Origin of the sequence: Umezawaea sp. NPDC059074 (assembly GCF_042738955.1) — a bacterium.
Classification (GTDB): Bacteria; Actinomycetota; Actinomycetes; order Mycobacteriales; family Pseudonocardiaceae; genus Umezawaea.
This window is the reverse complement of sequence record NZ_JBHYHC010000044.1, coordinates 52,091-71,317: the sequence shown is the minus strand read 5'-3', so window position 1 is coordinate 71,317 and position 19,227 is coordinate 52,091. Positions and strand designations below refer to the sequence as shown.

At 70.4% G+C, this 19,227-nt stretch carries 16 protein-coding genes; 9 read left to right on the top strand and 7 right to left on the bottom strand.

Annotation, left to right across the window (positions count from 1 at the left end; all coding sequences use genetic code 11):
* Positions 1-93: 93 nt before the first annotated feature.
* Genes ACFWW9_RS21295 through ACFWW9_RS21275 form a run of 5 tightly spaced genes read right to left on the bottom strand, consistent with a single transcriptional unit; the run spans position 94 to position 4,814 of the window.
* Positions 94-930: an amidohydrolase family protein gene (locus ACFWW9_RS21295; RefSeq protein WP_390380373.1), complete on the bottom strand. Its 837-nt coding sequence runs from the start codon at positions 928-930 to the stop codon at positions 94-96.
* A complete protein-coding gene (locus ACFWW9_RS21290; RefSeq protein ID WP_390380370.1) occupies positions 927-1,886 on the bottom strand; it encodes an aldo/keto reductase in 960 nt (319 codons plus the stop codon). The genes ACFWW9_RS21295 and ACFWW9_RS21290 overlap by 4 nt, the downstream gene beginning before the upstream one ends.
* Before the next feature lie 13 nt (positions 1,887-1,899).
* Entirely contained in the window at positions 1,900-2,652 is a 753-nt protein-coding gene (locus ACFWW9_RS21285) for an SDR family NAD(P)-dependent oxidoreductase (protein WP_390380367.1), read from the bottom strand.
* Complete coding sequence (locus ACFWW9_RS21280; RefSeq protein ID WP_390380364.1) at positions 2,652-3,959, bottom strand: enolase C-terminal domain-like protein; 1,308 nt, start codon at positions 3,957-3,959, stop codon at positions 2,652-2,654. The genes ACFWW9_RS21285 and ACFWW9_RS21280 overlap by 1 nt, the downstream gene beginning before the upstream one ends.
* A 3-nt stretch (positions 3,960-3,962) precedes the next feature.
* The gene (locus tag ACFWW9_RS21275) at positions 3,963-4,814 is read right to left on the bottom strand and encodes a fumarylacetoacetate hydrolase family protein (RefSeq protein WP_390380361.1); all 852 of its coding nucleotides are present in this window, start codon (positions 4,812-4,814) and stop codon (positions 3,963-3,965) included.
* Between the two features lie 259 nt (positions 4,815-5,073).
* Between ACFWW9_RS21275 and ACFWW9_RS21270 the strand changes: the two genes are divergently transcribed.
* A complete protein-coding gene (locus ACFWW9_RS21270; RefSeq protein ID WP_390380358.1) occupies positions 5,074-8,415 on the top strand; it encodes a S8 family serine peptidase in 3,342 nt (1,113 codons plus the stop codon).
* Positions 8,416-8,488: 73 nt separating this feature from the next.
* Positions 8,489-9,430: an N-acetylglucosamine kinase gene (locus ACFWW9_RS21265; RefSeq protein WP_390380355.1), complete on the top strand. Its 942-nt coding sequence runs from the start codon at positions 8,489-8,491 to the stop codon at positions 9,428-9,430.
* Here the strand turns inward: ACFWW9_RS21265 and ACFWW9_RS21260 are convergent.
* Positions 9,427-10,092, bottom strand: coding sequence for a DUF3159 domain-containing protein (locus ACFWW9_RS21260; protein WP_390380352.1), 666 nt, complete (start codon positions 10,090-10,092; stop codon positions 9,427-9,429). The genes ACFWW9_RS21265 and ACFWW9_RS21260 overlap by 4 nt on opposite strands.
* A 135-nt stretch (positions 10,093-10,227) precedes the next feature.
* Here ACFWW9_RS21260 and ACFWW9_RS21255 point away from each other — a divergent pair, with 135 nt between their 5' ends.
* From ACFWW9_RS21255 to ACFWW9_RS21230, 6 genes are read left to right on the top strand one after another with little or no spacing between them, the layout of a single operon-like run.
* On the top strand, positions 10,228-11,469 hold the full coding sequence (locus ACFWW9_RS21255; RefSeq protein ID WP_390380349.1) for an ROK family transcriptional regulator: 1,242 nt from the start codon (positions 10,228-10,230) through the stop codon (positions 11,467-11,469).
* 17 nt (positions 11,470-11,486) lie between these two features.
* Complete coding sequence (locus ACFWW9_RS21250; protein WP_390380346.1) at positions 11,487-12,827, top strand: ABC transporter substrate-binding protein; 1,341 nt, start codon at positions 11,487-11,489, stop codon at positions 12,825-12,827.
* Positions 12,828-12,837: 10 nt separating this feature from the next.
* A complete protein-coding gene (locus ACFWW9_RS21245) occupies positions 12,838-13,836 on the top strand; it encodes a carbohydrate ABC transporter permease (protein WP_390380342.1) in 999 nt (332 codons plus the stop codon).
* A complete protein-coding gene (locus tag ACFWW9_RS21240; protein WP_390380339.1) occupies positions 13,836-14,729 on the top strand; it encodes a carbohydrate ABC transporter permease in 894 nt (297 codons plus the stop codon). Before ACFWW9_RS21245 ends, ACFWW9_RS21240 begins: the two co-directional genes overlap by 1 nt.
* Positions 14,726-15,994, top strand: coding sequence for a 6-phospho-beta-glucosidase (locus ACFWW9_RS21235; protein ID WP_390380336.1), 1,269 nt, complete (start codon positions 14,726-14,728; stop codon positions 15,992-15,994). The genes ACFWW9_RS21240 and ACFWW9_RS21235 overlap by 4 nt, the downstream gene beginning before the upstream one ends.
* Positions 15,995-16,046: 52 nt before the next feature.
* The gene (locus tag ACFWW9_RS21230) at positions 16,047-17,060 is read left to right on the top strand and encodes an N-acetylglucosamine kinase (protein ID WP_390380333.1); all 1,014 of its coding nucleotides are present in this window, start codon (positions 16,047-16,049) and stop codon (positions 17,058-17,060) included.
* Positions 17,061-17,489: 429 nt separating this feature from the next.
* Here the strand turns inward: ACFWW9_RS21230 and ACFWW9_RS21225 are convergent, their stop codons facing one another.
* Positions 17,490-17,921 carry a hypothetical protein gene (locus ACFWW9_RS21225; protein WP_390380330.1) on the bottom strand — a complete coding sequence of 144 codons (432 nt, stop codon included), beginning with the start codon at positions 17,919-17,921 and terminating at the stop codon, positions 17,490-17,492.
* A gap of 283 nt (positions 17,922-18,204) precedes the next feature.
* Between ACFWW9_RS21225 and ACFWW9_RS21220 the strand changes: the two genes are divergently transcribed.
* Entirely contained in the window at positions 18,205-18,972 is a 768-nt protein-coding gene (locus ACFWW9_RS21220; RefSeq protein ID WP_390380327.1) for an SGNH/GDSL hydrolase family protein, read from the top strand.
* The last annotated feature ends 255 nt before the right edge of the window (positions 18,973-19,227 follow it).

Genomic DNA, 19,227 nt, shown 5'->3' with positions numbered 1-19,227 from the left:
CGCCCCCACCCTCTTTCGCTTTGTCAAGCCGTCTTTCCAGGCTTGACAAAGCGAAAGAGGGTGGGATAATCGGCGCAATCGGGGGTTCAGCCCCTAACCCAAAACCCCGTAAACCTCACCCGCAACCCCAGCGAAGACCATCTCCCGCTCCCCCTCCGACAACTCCCCCACCAACTCCCGAACAGCCCCCACAACATCCCCATACCCAGCAGCCAACAAACAAACAGGCCAATCCGACCCGAACATCAACCGCTCAACCCCAAAAGCATCCAGCACAACCTCAAAAGCCCGCCGCAAATCCCCCACAGTCCAAGAATCCCAAGACGCCTCGGTAACCAACCCCGACACCTTGCAAAAAACATTCTCATGCGCAGCCAACGACCGAATCATCTCGGCCCAGGAATCCAACTCCCCAGAAGCCAACGGCGGCTTCGAACAGTGATCCACCACAAACCGCACGTTCGGCAACGCAGCCACAGTCCGCCGAGCAGCAGGCAACTGATGGGGCAACGTCAACAGGTCGTACACCAACCCGGCCTTCCCCACAGCCGCAAGCCCCCGCCAAACATCCTTGCGGCACAACCACTCCGGATCAGGCTCCCCTTGAACCTGATGCCGAACCCCCTTCAACCACCGCCCCCCGAAGCCACCCTTCAACCCCTCCAACGCATCCCCAACACCCGGCGAGGTCAGGTCCACCCACCCCACCACCGCCCCGATCAACGCGGACTCCTCCGCAATGGCCAGGAACTCCGGCGTCTCCTCAGGAGCGGTGATGGTCTGCACCAACACCGTCCGAACCACCCCGAACTCCTCAGCCAACGGCTCCAAGTCCGACACCAGGTAGTTCCGCCGCAAAACAGGCCCGGTGATCCACTCCTGATCCCGCACCCGAAGATCCCACAGGTGGTGATGAGCATCCACGATCACGGCACCGGCACCTCCCGCCCCAACAGCCCGTTCTCCCGCAACGCTTCCCACAACTCCCCCGGAACCACAGCGGAGAACGCCGCGGCGTTCTCCACCATCTGCTCCCCGTTCCGAGACCCGATGACCACACTCCGAACCGCCGGATGCCCCAACGCGAACTGAATCGCCACCTGCGGCAACGTAACCCCGTACAAGCCACACACCGAAGCGATCCGCCGAGCCTTCTCCAACAAAGAAACCGGCGCATCCGCGTAGTCGTACTTAGCGTCATCAGCAACCACCGGACGCGACAACAGCCCGGAGTTGAACACCCCAGCAGCCACCACCGACACCCCACGCTCAAGGCACAACGGCAAGAACTCCCCCAACGCCGCCTGCTCCACCAACGTGTACCGCCCAGCCAACATCACCACGTCGATATCCGTCTCCCGAACGAACCGAGCAGGCATCTCCCACTGGTTCATCCCCACCCCGACGGCCCCGACGACCCCTTCGTCCCGCAACGCCACCAACGCCGGAATCCCCTGCGAAACGGCTTCGTCCCAGTGCTCATCGGGATCGTGCAGGTACACAACGTCAACCCGATCAATCCCGAGCCGCTCCAAAGAGGACTCCAACGACCGCCGCACCCCATCAGCACTGAAGTCCCACACCCGCCGAAAAGAAGCAGGAACAGCAAACCCGTTCGCCAAATCATCCCCACCCCCGTCGAACGGCTCCAATACCCGCCCAACCTTGGTGGACACCACGAACTCCGCCCGAGGCCGCCCAGCCAGAGCAGCACCCAACCGCCGCTCCGACAACCCCAACCCGTAGTGCGGAGCGGTGTCGAAGTACCGCACCCCGCTCTCCCAGGCAGCATCCACAGCCGCAGACGCCTCGTCATCGGAAACCGCCCCGTACAGATTCCCGATAGGCGCGGCCCCGAACCCCAGTCGTGTCAACGAAACCTTCACAGCAGCTCCCACGTCACGACTTGGGCCGCAACCGCAACCCGTGCATCCCACCGTCAACAGCCAGGATCGTCCCCGCGGTGGACCCGGACAACGGCGACGCCAGGTAAGCCACCGCCCCCGCCACCTCGTCAGCCGACACCAACCGCCCGTGCGGCTGCCGAGCCTCCAACGCCGCCCGCTCAGCCGCCGGGTCATCAGCCGAATCCAACAACCGCCCCACCCACGGCGTATCCGCCGTACCAGGCGCCACGGCGTTGACCCGAACACCTTCCCGCACGTGATCCGCGGCCATCGCCAACGTCAACGCGTACACCGCCCCCTTGCTGGCCGAGTACAACGCCCGCTGCGGAAGCCCCGCCCAAGCCGCGATGGAACACGTGTTCACGATCGCCGCCGAAGGCGACCGACGCAGATGCGGCAAAGCCGCCCGCGACACCCGCACCATCCCCAGCACGTTCACATCCAGGACCTTGTGCCACTCGTCATCCCCATTGGCGGCAACATCCCCCTGCGCGCCGATCCCCGCGTTGTTCACGACGACGTCAAGCCGCCCGAACTTCGCCACCACGGCATCGATCGCCGCCCGCACGCTCTCGTCATCGGACACGTCCGCGCGAACCCCGAACAGCGGTTCTTCCACGCCTTCGGGCCTCAGGTCCAAGCACGCCACCCGCGCCCCGCGCGAAGCCAACAACCGCGCCGTCGCCAGGCCGATCCCGGACGCGCCACCGGTCACCACGGCGACCAGGTCGGTGAAGTCGGTCATCACTGCTCCGTTCCCAGGGCCGTCCACACCGGACCGTCCGGGTAGCGGAAGTCGGCCAGCGTCTCGTCCTTGAGCTGCGCGGAGAACCCCGGCCGCGAGGGCGCGAGGTAACGGCCGCCGCGCACCACGGCCGGGTCCGGGAAGTGGTCGTGCAGGTGGTCCACCCACTCGATCACCCGGTCGTCCATCGTCCCGGACACCACCGCGAAGTCCACGAAGGACAGGTGCCGGACCAGTTCGCACAGCCCCACGCCGCCCGCGTGCGGGCACACCGGGACGTCGAACTTCTTGGCCAGCAACAGGATCGCGATGTTCTCGTTCACGCCCGCGACCCGGCAGGCGTCGAGCTGGAGCACGTCGATCGCCCCGGCCTGGAGCAGCTGCTTGAAGACCACCCGGTTCTGCACGTGCTCACCGGTCGCGACCTTGATCGGCGCGACGGCCCGCGCGATGGCCTGGTGCCCGAGCACGTCGTCCGGCGAGGTCGGCTCCTCGATCCAGTACGGGTCGTACGGCGCCAGCTCGCGCATCCAGTCCACGGCGTCGGAGACGTCCCAGCGCTGGTTGGCGTCGACCGCGATGCGGATGTCGTCGCCGACGACCTCGCGGGCGAGCTTCATCCGCCGCACGTCGTCGGCCAGGTCCCCGCCGACCTTGAGCTTGATCATCCGGAAGCCGTCGGCCACGGCCTGGCGGGCCAGGTCGGTGAGCTTGTCGTCGGAGTAGCCGAGCCACCCCGGCGACGTCGTGTACGCCGGGTAGCCCTCGCGCTCCAGCAGCGCGATCCGCTCGTCCCGCCCCTCCTGACCAGCGCGGAGCAGTTCCAGCGCCTCCGCGGGGGTGAGCGCGTCGGACAGGTACCGGAAGTCGACCAGCCCGACGATCTCCTCGGGCGTCATCGTCGACAGGAACTTCCACAGCGGCAGCCCGGCGCGACGGGACGCGAGGTCCCACGCGGCGTTGACCACCGCGCCGACGGCCATGTGCACGACGCCCTTCTCCGGGCCCAACCACCGCAGCTGCGAGTCGCCGACCAGCTCGGCCGACAGCGCGCCGAGCGCCGCCGCGTCCTCGGGGACCGGCTTGCCGACGACGTGCGGGGCGAGCGCGCGGATGGCCGCCGCCTGCACGTCGTTGCCGCGCCCGATCGTGAACGCGAGGCCGTAGCCGTCCGGGCCGTCGTCGGTGCGCAGCACCACGTAGGCGGCCGAGTAGTCCGGGTCCGGGTTCATCGCGTCGGAGCCGTCCAGCTCGCGCGAGGTGGGGAACCGGATGTCGAGCACGTCGATGCCGACGATCGCGGCCATGGCTCAGGCCTGCCCGAACGTTTGCTTCTGCCTGCCGAGCCCCTCGACCTCCAGCTCGACGACGTCGCCCTCCCGCAGGTACGGCTTCGGCTCCGCCTGCCCGAGCGCCACGCCCGCCGGCGTGCCGGTGTTGATGACGTCACCCGGTCGAAGGACCATGAACTGGCTCAGGTAGCGCACGACCTCGGCCACCGGGAAGATCATGTTCTTGGTGGAGGAGTCCTGCTTGAGCTCGCCGTTCACCCACAGCTTGAGCGCCAGCTGCTGGGGGTCGCCGACCTCGTCGGCGGGCACGAGGAAGGGGCCGAGCGGGTTGAACGTCTCGCAGTTCTTGCCCTTGTCCCACGTGCCGCCGCGCTCGATCTGGAACTCGCGCTCGGACACGTCGTGGGACAGCACGTACCCGGCGACGCAGGCCAGCGCCTCCTCCTGGGACTCCACGTACCGGGCGGTCCTGCCGATGACGACGCCCAGCTCGACCTCCCAGTCGGTCTTGACCGACTTGCGGGGGATCAGCACCTCGTCGTACGGGCCCACGACCGTGTCCGCCGTCTTCAGGAACACGACGGGCTCGCCGGGGATCGCGGCGCCGGTCTCCTCCGCGTGGTCGCGGTAGTTGAGGCCGATGCAGATGACCTTGCCGGTGACCGCGAGCGGCGGGCCGACGCGGAGCGTCCCCTCGTCCAGCACGGGCAGCTCGCCGGCGGCCAGCGCGTCGCGCGTGGCCCCGATCCCGCCCGCGTCGAGGAACCGGCCGTCGATGTCGGCGGTCAACGACGTGAGGTCGTACGTGCTGCCGTCGTGGCGGACCGCGGGACGTTCGGATCCCGGCTCTCCGAGACGCAAGAACTGCACGGCTGTTCCTCCTCGTCGTGGCGCAATACATCGGATGTATAGCTGGGAGGGACCGCTCCCGTCTAGAGCCGCGTGCTGAAGTCGTCCGATGAATGGTTCTTCACCACGACCACACACGGCTCCACTCCACCAACAATCCCCCGATGGGGGGTACCCCAGGCGGCTGAAGGCGGGAGCGGGGACGCACCCAGCGCTCCTAGTGTCCGTCTGAGCCGCTGCCGCCGGGGCTCCACACGCCGCCGTCCAACGAGGGAACCAGATGACCAACCACCGGGCCGCCAGGTCCACGGGGGTGCTCGCGACCTCAGCCCTGCTGGTCGCCGCCCTCCTGCACGCCTCGGGTCTCGCGACCGCCGATCCCACGGGCCCGCTCGCCGAGTCGGTGCCCGCCGCCGCGGGCGGGCCAGCGGCCGGTGGCTCGTCCGAGCGGGTCGGCCGGTCGCTCGCCGAGGCCACCGGCCCGGTGACCGCGTTCGTGGAGCTGGCGGAGACCCCGGCCGTGGAGGTCTTCACCGCCGCCCAGACCAGGGGCGAGGACAAGGACCGGGCGGGCGCGGCGGTCAGGGAGACCAGGCGGCGCAGCGACGCCGCCGCCGACAGGGTCGTCGACGCGCTGCGCGGCAAGGACCGCTCGGCCCGCGAGGTCGGGAAGACCTCCAACGCCGTCTCCGGCGTGGTCGTCACGGCCGAGGCGGCGACGCTCCGCGAGCTGTCCGCGATGCCCGAGGTCAAGTCCGTCCGGCGGACGGTGCCGAAGGTCGCGCTGAACGCGAGCGCGGTCCAGCTCACCAAGACCCTCCAGGTGTGGCAGGACACCGGCCACCTCGGCGACGGCGTCCGCATCGGCGTGGTCGACACCGGCGTCGACTACACCCACGCCGACTTCGGCGGTCCCGGCACGAAGGCCGCCTACGACGCCGTCGACCGCACCGTGGCCGACCCGTCGGTCTTCCCCACCGCCAAGGTCGCGGGCGGCAAGGACTTCGCGGGCGACGACTACGACGCCAACAACCCGGAGAAGTCGACGCCCAAGCCCGACGACAACCCCCTCGACTGCGCGGGCCACGGCACCCACGTGGCCGGGACGGCGGCCGGCTACGGCGAGAACGCCGACGGCACCACCTTCACCGGCGACTACGCGGCGCTCGACGCCGACCGCCTCGCCAAGATGGAGGTCGGTCCCGGCACCGCGCCCAAGGCGTCGATCTACGCGCTGAAGGTCTTCGGTTGCGCGGGCAGCACCGACATCACCGCCCAGGCGCTGGACTGGGCGCTCGACCCGGACGGCGACGGCGACTTCTCCGACCACCTCGACGTGGTGAACATGTCCCTGGGCAGCGACTACGGAGCGCAGGACGACCCCGACTCGCTGTTCGTCCGCAAGCTCACCGAGGCAGGCGTGCTGGTGGTCGCCGCGGCGGGCAACGGCGGCGACTTCTACGACGTCGGCGGCTCCCCCGCGAACACCCCGGAAGCGCTTGCGGTGGCCAACACCAGGGACGCCTTCGCCGTGCTCGACGGCGTGGAGGTCGCGGGCGCCACGCGGCCGGGCCAGTACAGCCAGTCCTTCACCGGCTACGACACCCTCGACCTCACCAGGGCCACCGTCCCCCTCCAGGGCCCGGACAACACCGACGGCTGCCAGCCGTTCTCCGATGCCGACAAGGCGCTGGTCGCGGGCAAGTTCGCCTGGCTGGACTGGGACGAGGACGACGCGACCCGCGCGTGCGGCACCGCCGTCCGCACCGACAACGCCACGGCGGCGGGCGCGGAGGGCGTGGTGCTGTCCTCGACGCGGGACAACTTCCTGGCGGGCATCGCGGGCAACGCCACCATCCCGGTCTTCCAGCTCACCGGCACCGCGACGGAGGAGCTCCGCCCCGCGCTGCGCGACGGCACGCTCGCGATCCGCATGACCGGGACCCTCCGCAAGGCCGCTCCCACGACCTCCCCCAAGCTCGCGGACACCATGACGCCGTCCTCGTCGCGCGGCGCGCGCGGCCCCGTCGCCGCCAAGCCGGACGTCGCCGCCCCCGGCGACACGATCCTGTCCGCCGAGGTGGGGTCCGGCACCCGTGCGATCAGCAAGGGAGGGACCTCGATGGCCGCGCCGCACGTCGCGGGCATCGCCGCGCTGGTCAGGGAGACCCACCCCGGCTGGTCCCCGGAGGAGGTCAAGGCCGCGGTCGTGAACACCGCTGGCGCGGACGTGAAGTCCGGCGACGACAACACCGGCGGCACCACCGAGGCCCCCATGCGCGTCGGCTCCGGGCGCGTCGACGCCCGCGCGGCGGTCGAGACCGGCGTGCTGGCCATGGTCGAGGACGACCCCGGCTCGGTGGGCGTGTCCTTCGGGCCGGTGGAGGTGGCGGGCCCGGTGTCGGTGACCAAGACGGTCAAGGTGGTCAACAAGGGCGACCGGCCGCAGACGGTGGCGATCTCCTACCAGTCGTCGACGTCCGTGCCCGGCGCGGCGATCGACGTCTCGACCCCGGTGGTCCCCCTCGCGCCGAGGGGCGTGGCCCGCGTCCGGGTGACCCTGCGCGTCGCCAAGCCCGAGGACCTCCGGAAGTCCGCAGACCCGACGGTCGCGAAGACCCAGGCGGGCCAGAAGAGGCAGTTCCTGGCCGAGGTCTCCGGCAGGCTCGTCCTCAAGCCGGTCGGGAGCGGGACCGGTCTGCGCGTCCCGGTCTACGCGGCCCCCAAGCCCGTGGCCGACCTGACCGCGGGTCCGGTCGCGTTCACCGGCGACCAGGGCGCGCTCGGCGTCACCGGCCGCGGCCTCGCGCAGGGCGAGGGCGACCTCGCCTACCGCTCCCTGCTCAGCGTCTTCGAGCTGCAGGCGACCAGCGAGCAGCTCCCGGTCTGCGACGCCGACCGGAAGACCGGCTGCGCCGTCAACACCGCCGCCAGGGGCGCCGACCTCCGCTACGTCGGCGCCGCCTCCACGGTGGGGGCGGCGAGGGTCCAGGGCTCCCCGGCCGACGCGCTGCTGGCGTTCGGCATCGTCACCTGGGGGAACTGGACCACGTTGGGCGGCAACAACTCCCCCGTGGTCTCCATCGACACCACCGGTGACGGCAAGCCCGACTTCACCGTCGAGGTGGTGAAGCCCAAGGACGCCGCCGGAAGCGTCACCGCGGACGTCTGGCTGGCCCGCACGAAGTCGGCCGACGGCACCGTCGTGGACGAGCGGCCGGTCAACGGCCAGTACGGCGACGTCGACACGAACGTGATGGACAGCGACGTCATCGTCCTGCCGGTGGCGTTGTCCGCCCTGGGCATCGACCCGGCGGCGGCGTCCCACCGGATCGGCTACACCGTCGACACCGAGGGCGACTACACCGCGCCGGGCGAGGAGGACGGCGTCGTCGACCGCGTCGACACCCCGCTGTCCTTCGACCCGCTCAAGCCCGGCCTGTGGGTGCGGGGCAGCGGCGACGCGGCCCTGACCTACGAGGCGAGGTCGGGCACCGCGCTGGTCGTCACCCGCGACCGGGAGGCGTTGGCGGCGGACGGGTCGGACACCCTCCTCGTGCTCCAGCACCACAACGCGACCGGCGGGCGCGCCCAACTGGTCAAGCCGACCGACCGCGACTGAGCGTTCCGCACGACGGGCCCGGCGTACCCACTTGGGCGTGCCGGGCCCGTCCCGTTCTCGGCATACTCGATCGATGGGCTTCGTGGTGGGACTGGACGCCGGCGGCACTTCTACCAGGGCGGTAGTCCTGGATCTGGACGGCACCAGGCTGGGCGCGGGCGTGGCGGGCGGAGCCAACCCCAACTCCCATCCACCGACCCGTGCGGCGGCGCAGATCCGCGCCGCGCTGCGAGCCGCGCTGGACGGCCTGGACGCCCGCAAGGTCCAGTCCGGGGTCCTCGGCATGGCGGGGGCCAGCAAGCTCACCGACCCGGCGGTGGCCGAGCTGTTCACCGAGGCGTGGACGGGCGCGGGCCTGCGCTGCCCCATGCGGGTCGTCACGGACAGCGAGGCCGCGTTCGCCGCGGGCTCGGCGTCGCCGGACGGCACGGTCGTGGTGGCGGGCACCGGCTCCGTCGCGGCCAAGATCGTCGACCACAAGGTGACGCGGACCAGCGGCGGCTACGGCTGGCTGCTGGGCGACGAGGGCTCGGCCTTCTGGATGGGCCGCTCCGCCGTGCGGGACACCCTCTGCCAGCTGGAGACCGCGAACCCGTTGTCGGCGTTGGCGGAGGCGGTGCTGGGCATGTCCCTGGTGGAGGCCACGGACCGCCGCAAGATGTGGTCCCGGCTCATCACCGTCGTGAACAGCACCCCGCCGATCGCCCTGGCGAAGTACGCCCCGCTGGTCAGCGCGATGGCCGCGGACCGCGACCCGCACGCCCAGGAGATCGTCGAAGCGGCCGCGGCCCTGCTCGCCGACACGGCCATGGCCACCAGAACGCCTGGGGAGAGCACGCCGATCGTCCTGGTCGGCAGCCTGGTGGGCCCGTCCAGCCCGGTCGGCGACCGCCTGCGCGCCCTGCTCCGGGCTCGCTCCAACGGCACGGTGCGGCTGGCCACCGAGGGCGCGGCGGGCGCGGCCTGGCTCGCGGCCATCGACCTGCTCGGACCGACCGCTCCCCGCCCGGCCTAGCCCTCTGCCTTGGCCGCCGCCGACTCCCCGTCCACCCGCGGGTGCCGCAGTCCGGGGTGCCCCTCGGGCAGCGCCCGCCGCAGCAGCCACCACGACACCGCCAGGCACACGGCCTGCAACGGCCACGTCAGCGCGGCCCGCGCCACCCCCAGCGCCACGACCTGCCCGCCGAGCCACAGCGAGCCGAACACCAGCACCCGCACCACGTACTGCCCGACCCACGCCCAACTGGCGATCCCGTACGCCCGCAGCAGGTCGGGATCCCGCCGCCAGCGGGTCTTCTGGCCCACCACGACCCCGACGACGACCCCGAGCAGCGGCCACCGCACCACGATGCTCGCCGCCCACAGCAGCGCCGACGCCACGTTGGACAGCAGCTGCACCAGGAAGAAGTCCTCCGCGCGCCCGGTGTGCAGGGCGACCAGCGCCGCGATCACCACCATCGCCACGCTCACGACGGCGGCCCGCGGCTTCTCCCCGCGCACGAGCCGGACGATCCCGATCACGACACCGCACAGCACCGCGGCCCACGCCCCGACGACGACGGACTGCCCGGCCACCAGCCACCCGACGACGAACGCCACCGGCGGCAGGGAGGCGTCCAAGGCCCCTCCCCGGCCTCCCAGCAGCTCGGCCAGCGACTCCTGACGGGTCTCGCTCATGCCTCCAGCTTGCCTTAGGCAAACCTTACCCAGGTAACGGACCCGCATCAGCGTTCGGCAAGAGCATTGACGATTGTGACCCCCGTAACTACGGTTGCCCGAAATCGTCTGGAAAGTTAACAGACAGGAGAACCGATGCGAGCCGGAAGCCCCCGACTGCTGCGCGAGATCAACGACCGCGCGGCCATCGAGGCGCTGCTCCGCAACGGTCCCCTCACGAGGGCCGAGCTGGAGGGCCTGATCGGCCTCTCCAAGCCCGCGACGGCGCAGCTCCTCACCAGGCTCGAGGAAGCGGACACCGTCCTGCGCAACGGTTTGCGCGGCGGCGGACGCGGGCCGCGGGCCCAGCTCTGGTCGGTCAACGGAGCGCTCGCGTACGTGGCGGCGGTGGACCTGACGCCGGACACGGTCGACGTGGCCATCGCCGACATCTCCGGGGCCCTGCTCACCGAGCACCGCGCCCCGATGCCGAAGGCGGGCAAGAGCGAGGTCCTGGAGGCCTTCCACAGCGCCGTCAGCAAGGCCGCGGGCCAGGCCGGACTCACCCCGGACGCGCTCCACCACGTCGTGGTCGGCAGCCCCGGCGCGGTCGACCCGGCCACCGGAAAGCTCGCGTACGCCCCCCACATGCCCGGTTGGGGCGGTTTCGACCTCCTCGCCGAGCTGCACGCCCTGCTCGGCACCACGGTCACCGTCGAGAACGACGTGAACCTGGTCGCCGTGGAGGAGATGATCGCGGGACGGGCGACCGAGGTCCGCGACTTCGTCCTCATCTGGCCCGCCGACGCGGTCGGCGCGGCGGTCGTCGTCAACGGCGTCCTGCTCCGCGGTGCCACGGGCGGCGCGGGCGAGATCGACGGCCTGCAGATCCCGGACCGCGCCAACGCCGACACCGGCACCGACCGCACCGGCGGCACCTTCGGTGAACTCCTGGACAACGGCGCGCTCGTGCGGCTCGCCCGCGCCCACGGCGTCGCGGCCCGCACCGGCGAGGGCGCCGTGCGCAAGGCCCTCAGCTCGGGCCCCGCGGGCCGGGAGTTCCTGGTCGACCTGGCCCGCCGGATCGCCACCGGCGTCGCGGGCGTGATCAGCGTCCTGGACCCCGAACTCGTCCTGCTCTCCGGCGACGTCGCCCAAGCGGGCGGCACCACGCTCGTCGACCTCGTCTCGGCGGAGATCCGCCACCTGGTGGTGCCCCGCACCCCAGTCCAGCTCGCCCTGGTCACCGGGAAGCCGGTGCGCTCCGGCGCACTCCACACAGCCCTCTCCGTTGCCAGGGAACAGGTGTTCGGCCTACCCGCCGCCACGACCGAACCCTTCCGAGGACCGCACCACGGCAACGCGGCCGTCGATTTCGCCCACCCCACCCACCGTTGAATCTCCCAGGAGGGCCAATGCGCACCAAGGCAGGCCGTTCGCGGCTTCGCTTCCGGTCAGCACTGCTCATCACGACAGCGGGCATGATGGCCGCCGCGTGCACCGCCGGTGGCGGCGCCGCGTCCGGCCCCGCCGCGGCGCCCGGAGCGGACCAGGCCGTCACGGTCCAGGTCTGGAGCAACTTCTCCGACCGCGAGCTGGGGATCCTCAAGGAAGCGCTGGACAAGTACCACGGCAAGCACACGAACATCACGATCGACAACCAGGGCAGCCAGGACGACGACAAGATCACCCAGTCGATCCGCAGCGGCAACCCGCCGGACGTGGCGATCTCGTTCACCACGGACAACATCGGCCAGTTCGCGTCCTCCGGCGCGTGGCAGGACCTGAAGCCCTACATCGAGCGCGACAAGTACAACCTGGAGGACATCCCCCAGGCGGTCCGCGACTACACCGAGTACGACGGCAAGCGGGTCGCGCTGCCGATGCTCGCCGACGTCTACGGCCTGTACTACAACAAGGACCTGCTCGCGAAGGCCGGGCTGACCAGCCCGCCGAAGACCACGGCCGAGCTGCTCGACTTCGCCAAGAAGACCACCGTCAAGGCCGCCGACGGCTCCATCGAGGTCGCGGGCTTCCTGCCGCAGATGGGCTTCTACGCGTTCAAGCCGCAGATCGTCGCGACGGCGTTCGACGCGAAGTGGATCGACAAGGACGGCAAGTCCATCCTGGGCACCGACCAGGGCTGGAAGGACATGTTCACCTGGCAGAAGGAGCTCATCGACTTCTACGGCTGGGACAACCTGCAGAAGTTCACCGCGGGCCTCGGCCAGGAGTACAGCGCGGACAACGGCTTCCACGCCGGCAAGGTCGCGATGATGATCGACGGCGAGTACCGCACCGCGTTCCTCGCGGACCAGACGCCGAACCTGAACTACGGCACGGCGACCATCCCGACGTCGAAGCCGGAGAACTACGGCGGCGGCTACACCACCGGCACGATCATCGGCATCCCCAAGGGCGCCAAGAACCCCGGCGCGGCGTGGGACCTGGTCAAGTACCTGACGTCGGACACCGACGCCCTGGTCGGCCTGGCCAACGGCCTGCACAACGTGCCCAGCACCAAGACCTCGCTGAGCAGCCCGGACCTGAAGCTGGGCGACACGTTCAAGCCGTTCCTGGACGCCTTCGCGAACAAGAACCTGAAGTCCAACCCCGCCAGCACCATCGGCGACCAGTACCTGAAGATCGTGTCCGACTTCGGCGTCTCGTGGCAGACCGGCACGGTGCCGGACCTCGGCGCGGGCCTGACCGCGCTGGACAAGCAGATCGACGACGCCAAGGCTCTCGGTAAGTGAGGTTGGCGCCGTGACCGCGACTCTGCCTGGTCAGACAGCGGAGCCTGCGATCGCCCGACCCGCCCCCAAACGGGGGCGGGCTCGGGTCCGCAGCCGCAACCGCAAATGGGTGATCCTCTTCCTGGCGCCGTGGGCCGTCGGTGTCACGGTCTTCTTCATCTACCCGTTGTTGGCCACGGTGTACTTCTCGTTCACCAACTACAACGGGCTCGACACGTCCGACTTCGTCGGCTTCCGCAACTTCGTCTACCTGTTCACCGGTGACCCGGTCGTCAAGACCGCCGCGGTCAACACGCTGTGGCTGGTCGTGGTCCTGACGATCCTGCGGGTCGCGTTCGGGCTCGGCGTCGCGTCGATCCTGGCGCGCGTCACGACGGGCAACAGCTTCCTCCGCACGCTCTGCTACCTGCCCTCGCTGGTCCCGCCGGTCGCGGCCACGTTGACGTTCGTCTTCGTGTTCAACCCCGGCACCGGGCCGGTGAACACCGTGCTCGGCTGGTTCGGCATCAACGGTCCGCTGTGGTTCAACGACCCGGCGCTGTCGAAGCCCGCGCTGACGCTGCTCACGCTGTGGGGCTCCGGCGAGATCATGATCATCATCCTGGCCGCGATCCTGGACGTGCCGAAGGACCTGTACGAGGCCGCGCAGCTCGACGGCGCTGGTCCGGTCATGCAGTTCCGCAAGATCACGCTCCCGACGATCGCGCCCGTGCTGCTGTTCGGCGTGGTGAACTCGGTGATCTTCGCGTTGCAGTACTTCACCCAGGCGATCGTCGCGGGGTCGGTGGCGTCGGGGTCGGCGGACATGGTCGGCAACAGCCAGATCATGGGCTACCCCAACAACTCCACGCTCACGTTCCCGATCTGGCTGTACCAGCAGGGCTTCCGGGCCTACCACATGGGCTACGCGTCGGCCATGGCCGTCGTGCTGTTCATCGTGTCCTTCGCCTTCACCGCGATCCTGATCCGCCAGCTCCGGGCGGGCAACTCCGAGGAGGCGAGGAGCTGATGACCGCTCTGCTCAGCGAACCCCCCAAGGTCGCGGCGCCGAGAGCCGTTCCCAAGCCCCGCAAGACCAAGGCCCAGCTGCTGAACTGGATCGCGGTGCACAGCATCGCGCTCGTCATGGGCGTGATCTTCACCGTCCCGCTGCTGTTCGTGCTCCTCACCTCGGTGATGTCCGACCAGCAGGCGCTCACGGCGAACATGTGGCCGACCGAGTGGCACTTCGAGAACTTCGTGTCGGTGTTCGAGAAGGCGCCGATGCTGACGTACTTCGGCAACTCGCTGCTGTACTCCGGCGTCGCGACGCTCGGGATGCTGGTCTCCAGCATCCCGGCGGCCTACGCCATGGCGCGCTTCAGGTTCCGCGGCAGCAACGCCGCGTTCATGCTCCTGATCGCCGCCATGATGCTGCCCCCGCAGGTCGTCGCCGTCCCGCTGTACAGCATGTGGGCCAGCGCGCACCTGACCGGGACGCTGTGGCCGCTGATCGTGCCCTACCTGGTCGGCGACGCGTTCAGCATCTTCCTGCTGCGCCAGTTCTTCCTGACCATCCCGGAGGACTACCTCGACGCGGCCCGCATCGACGGCTGCAACGAGTTCCAGATCCTCTACCGCGTCCTGCTGCCGATGACGAAACCCGGCATCGCGGCGGCGTCGCTGTTCACGTTCCTCTACACGTGGAACGACTACTTCGGCCCGCTGCTGTACGTCGGCGAGCGCCAGGACAGCTGGCCGCTGTCCATCGCGCTCGCGTCGTTCCGCGGCATGCACCGGTCGACGCAGTGGAACCTCACCATGGCCGCGACCACGCTGGTCCTGATCCCGGTGCTGGTGCTGTTCCTCTTCGCCCAGAAGTCGTTCGTGCGGGGAATTACCTTCACAGGAGTCAAGGGATGAAGCTCACCGTTGTCGGAGGCGGCTCGACCTACACGCCGGAGCTGATCGACGGCATCGCAGGCCGCCGCACCAGCCTCGACGTGGACGAGATCGTCCTGGTCGACCCGGACGCGCACCGCCTGTCGGTCATCGGCCCGTTCGCCCAGCGGCTGCTGGCGCACGCGGACCACCCGGCCAAGATCACCACGACCGCGAGCCTCGAAGAAGGTGTCGAGGGCGCGTCGGCCGTGCTGCTCCAGCTGCGCGTCGGCGGGCAGGCGGCCCGGCGGGTCGACGAGACGTTCCCGCTGGCCTGCGGGTGCGTCGGCCAGGAGACGACCGGCGCGGGCGGCCTCGCGAAGGCGCTGCGGACCGTGCCGGTGGTGCTGGACATCGCCGACCGCGTCCGGGAGATCGCCGGACCGGACACGTGGATCGTCAACTTCACCAACCCGGTCGGCATCGTGACCCGCGCGCTGCTCCAGGCGGGCCACAAGGCCGTCGGGCTGTGCAACGTGGCCATCGGCTTCCAGCGCTGGGCGGCGGGAGTGCTCGGCGTCGAGGCGGACGCCGTGCAGCTCCAGCACGTGGGCCTCAACCACCTGACGTGGGAACGCGGCGTGGTCGTCGACGGCGTGGACCGGCTGCCCGACCTGCTGGGCGAGCACGGCGACGCGCTGGCCGAGCACATGGGGCTGCCGCTGTCGCTGATGCGGCGGATCGGCGCGGTGCCGTCCTACTACCTCAACTACTTCTACAACCACGACGCGGTCGTGGAGAAGCAGAAGGTCGAGGTGCCGCGCGCGGAAACCGTTGCCGCCGTGGAGAAGGAGCTCATGGACATCTACGCGGACCCCAGCGTGGTGACCAAGCCCGAGCAGCTCGCCCAGCGCGGCGGCGCCTTCTACTCGGAGGCGGCGGTGCAGCTCGTGCACTCGCTCACCGGCGGCACGGGCGCGGAGCAGCACGTGGTGAACGTGCGCAACGACGGCACGCTGCCGTTCCTGCCGGACGACGCCGTGATCGAGGTGCCCGCCACCGTCACCCCGGAAGGCGCGGTGCCGCTGCCGATCGACCCCGTGGAACCGCTGTTCTCCGGGCTGATCGCGAACGTCACCGGGTACGAGTACCTCGCGCTGGACGCCGCCGTGCACGGCGGACGGGACCGGGTGGCCACCGCGCTGCTCGCCCACCCGCTGATCGGGCAGTACGCCACCGCGGAACAACTGGCCGACGAGTTGATCGCGCAGAACAAGGATTTCCTGCCGTGGGCGAAGGACTCCTGACCGGAGACCGCTCGTCCTTGATCAAACACAGGCCCACGAGGAGCTTGGAAGCATGACCGACCGGGTGCTCGCCATTGACGGCGGGAACAGCAAGACAGCCGTGTTGCTGGTCGACGCGGACGGGCAGGTGCTCGCGCAGGTGCGCGGGCCCGGAGCCTCTCCGCAGAACGTCGGCCTGGAGCGCAGCCTGGAAATCTTCGACGGGCTCGTCCGCGACGTGGCCCGGCAGGCTGGACTGTCCCCGGACGAGCGGATAGCGAGGCACACCGCCGCCTACCTCGCGGGAGCCGACCTGCCGCGGGAGGAACGCGAACTCCAAGCGGAGATCGAGCGGCACGGCTGGTCCGACACCTCGGTCGTCGGCAACGACACGTTCGCGCTGCTGCGGGCGGGCACCACCGACGGCATCGGCGTCGCGGTGGTGTGCGGCGCGGGCATCAACTGCGTCGCCGTCGCCAAGGACGGCCGCACCCACCGCTTCCCCGCGCTGGGCCGGATCTCCGGCGACTGGGGCGGCGGCGGGCACATCGGCAGCGAGGCCCTGTGGCTCGCCGTGCGGGCGGAGGACGGCCGCGGGACGCCCACCGCGCTGCTCGACGCCGTGATCGCGCACTTCGGCACGACGACCATCGCCGAAGCCGTGGAGCGCATCCACTTCGGCGAGGCGGACGCGGACGAGCACGCGCTGTGCCAGGTGCTGTTCGACGTGGCCGCCTCGGGCGACCAGGTGGCGCTGGACGTGGTGGCGCGGCTGGTCGAGGAGGTCACCGTGCTCACCGAGGTGTCGCTGCGGCGGCTGGACCTGCTGGAGGAGCGGGTCGACGTGGTGCTCGGCGGCGGGGTGCTCACGGGTACCGGCGACATCGTTGTCGGGGCCGTGCGCGACCGGCTGTCGGCGGGCGCGCCGCACGCGCGGATCCGCGTGGTGGACCTGCCGCCGGTCGTGGGCGCGGCACTGCTGGGCCTGGACACCATCGGCACCAGCCCGGCCGCCGAACTGCGCCTGCGCTCGGCGTACGCGGACCTGCCGGCGGAACCGGCGCTCGGCGTCGCGGCAGGAGGGTGATCGCGTTGTCACGGCGAAGGCGGGGTGTCTTCGCTGGGGAAGACCGACCCGAGAGGGGTCGGGTCGGTTGGCGAAAGCAGCGTGCTGAGGCGCTGCTCTAGCCCCTAGGACACCGACGCGGGGGAGTTGATCGGCGGCGGCGCTCCCCCGCGTCGGCCCCAGACCCCGGTGCGGGGCAGTTGATCGGCGGCGGCGCTGCCCTGCACCGGGCCCCACTCGAAGTCGAGCGGGGCCTGTTAATTTCCCGGTCCCGGTGCTGGTCACCGGGTTCCGGCGCTCAGGCGCCGGTTAGGGCTCCCGGTGCTCGGGTACCGGAGGAGTAGACCTCGGTGCGGGGGAGTTGATCGGCGGCGGCGCTCCCCCGCACCGGGCCAGACCGCCCCCGTGGCCCGTCCCCGCCCCCGACCGGGACGGGCCGCGGGGGCTTCCTCACGGACCGGCGGGAGCCGACGACGAGGGTGCCTCCACGAGCGAGCTGACGGGCACCTCCGGCACCGACGGCAGCGCGGGCAGTTCCGGCGTCGGCGTGACCCCCACCGCGCTCGTCACCTCGTCGGAACGCGGTGGCGCGGACTCGCTGGTCGACGCCGTCGAACTGGGCCCGGCCGAGGCGCGCGGGGTGGTCGTGGTCGTCCTCGACGGGCTCGGGGACGTCGACACCACTCGACCTTCGAAGTCCATCGGCGGCAGGTCCCCACCGCTCTGGCGGCGTTCCGGATCACCGCTGCGACTCGGGTCGGCCGCGCCGCGCTCGCCGCGCGGGTGCTCCGCGGTGCCCCCGAGCCCGATGCCGAGCGCGAGGCCGACGAGCGCGGCCACGGCGCCCACGGAAATGACGGGCAGGGGCAGGCGAACAGGCAAGGCCTCTCCAGGCGCGATCGACAGGCGGCGGGACGACAAATCCTAGGGCGCGAATTGCGATAAACCGCCCAATAAGCACATCCCGTCCCTCGAAAGAGTGACGGAAAGACACGGCCGCATCACAAGACGGGAGACCGCGGGAATCCATTCCCGGTCAATTCGGTTTACGTCGGTGGCGACGTGCGCCACCCTTCGGTGGCGCGGTCGGACGGGCCGGAGGCATGCTTGTCCGCGCGACCTCGGAGGGGATCGGCACGGGTCGCGCAGAGGGAGGGGATCGCAGGTGCAGGACTTGGACAGCTTCGTGGCGATCGGGGACAGCTTCACCGAGGGCATGGACGACCCCGGACCCGACGGCATCTTCATGGGGTGGGCGGACCGCCTCGCGGCGATGATCTCCGCGCAGAACAGCGGCTTCCGCTACGCCAACCTCGCCATCCGCGGCAAGACCCTGCACGAGATCGTCGAGGAGCAGCTACCGCTCGCCACCTCGTTGAAACCGCAGCTCGTCGCGTTCTGCGGCGGAGGCAACGACATCCTCACCCCCGGCACCGACCCGGACGCGCTGGCCGAGATCTACGAGATCGCCGTCGCCGACCTCCGCGCCGCGGGCAGCGAGGTGATCATCTTCACCGGCTTCGACACGAAGACCACCCCGTTGTTGCGCTCGCTGCGCGGCAAGATCGCCATCTACAACACGCACCTGTGGTCCGTGGCCGACCGCTACCACTGCCACGTCGTGGACCTGTGGGCCATGTCGATCCTGCACGACCCGAGGGCGTGGAGTGAAGACCGCCTCCACCTCTCCCCGGAAGGCCACCACCGCGTGGCCCTGCGCACAGCCGAAGTCCTCGGCTACAAGACGGAAGAGGCCTGGGACACCCCGTGGCCCCCGTCGGAGGAGTCCGACTGGATGACCCAACGCCGCAGGGACCTGAAGTGGGCACGCGAACACGTCATGCCGTGGGTGGGCAGACTGGTCCGAGGCGAATCCACCGGCGACGGCCTGGCCCCAAAACGCCCGGAACTACTCCCGGTCAGCGCCGACTAGCCAATTCCAAGATCCACCGTCGGGTTATTCCAAGATCGATTATCGGGGTCCCGTTTTTGTCGGACCCCCGGAGTAGCGTTCTGTTTCGGGGGGCCTCACACGACGGGGGACCTCTTTCCAGCAACCCACCCGGCCAACGATCCAGGGGCCCGGTTGCCGCGGCCACCTCGGCCCCAGCCGCCCCCGCACACGTGGCTGCCCGGCACGACACACCGCCCGCAAGGCCACCTGCTTTCCCAGCAGGAGCCACCGGCC

Bases quoted from the DNA above. Each gene is read 5' to 3' on its own strand.
- ACFWW9_RS21285 (WP_390380367.1), bottom strand. From the start codon at position 2,652: ATGACCGACTTCACCGACCTGGTCGCCGTGGTGACCGGTGGCGCGTCC.
- ACFWW9_RS21230 (WP_390380333.1), top strand. From the start codon at position 16,047: ATGACCGACCGGGTGCTCGCCATTGACGGCGGGAACAGCAAGACAGCC.
- ACFWW9_RS21250 (WP_390380346.1), top strand. From the start codon at position 11,487: ATGCGCACCAAGGCAGGCCGTTCGCGGCTTCGCTTCCGGTCAGCACTG.
- ACFWW9_RS21235 (WP_390380336.1), top strand. From the start codon at position 14,726: ATGAAGCTCACCGTTGTCGGAGGCGGCTCGACCTACACGCCGGAGCTG.
- ACFWW9_RS21260 (WP_390380352.1), bottom strand. From the start codon at position 10,092: ATGAGCGAGACCCGTCAGGAGTCGCTGGCCGAGCTGCTGGGAGGCCGG.
- ACFWW9_RS21240 (WP_390380339.1), top strand. From the start codon at position 13,836: ATGACCGCTCTGCTCAGCGAACCCCCCAAGGTCGCGGCGCCGAGAGCC.
- ACFWW9_RS21270 (WP_390380358.1), top strand. From the start codon at position 5,074: ATGACCAACCACCGGGCCGCCAGGTCCACGGGGGTGCTCGCGACCTCA.
- ACFWW9_RS21255 (WP_390380349.1), top strand. From the start codon at position 10,228: ATGCGAGCCGGAAGCCCCCGACTGCTGCGCGAGATCAACGACCGCGCG.
- ACFWW9_RS21280 (WP_390380364.1), bottom strand. From the start codon at position 3,959: ATGGCCGCGATCGTCGGCATCGACGTGCTCGACATCCGGTTCCCCACC.
- ACFWW9_RS21265 (WP_390380355.1), top strand. From the start codon at position 8,489: ATGGGCTTCGTGGTGGGACTGGACGCCGGCGGCACTTCTACCAGGGCG.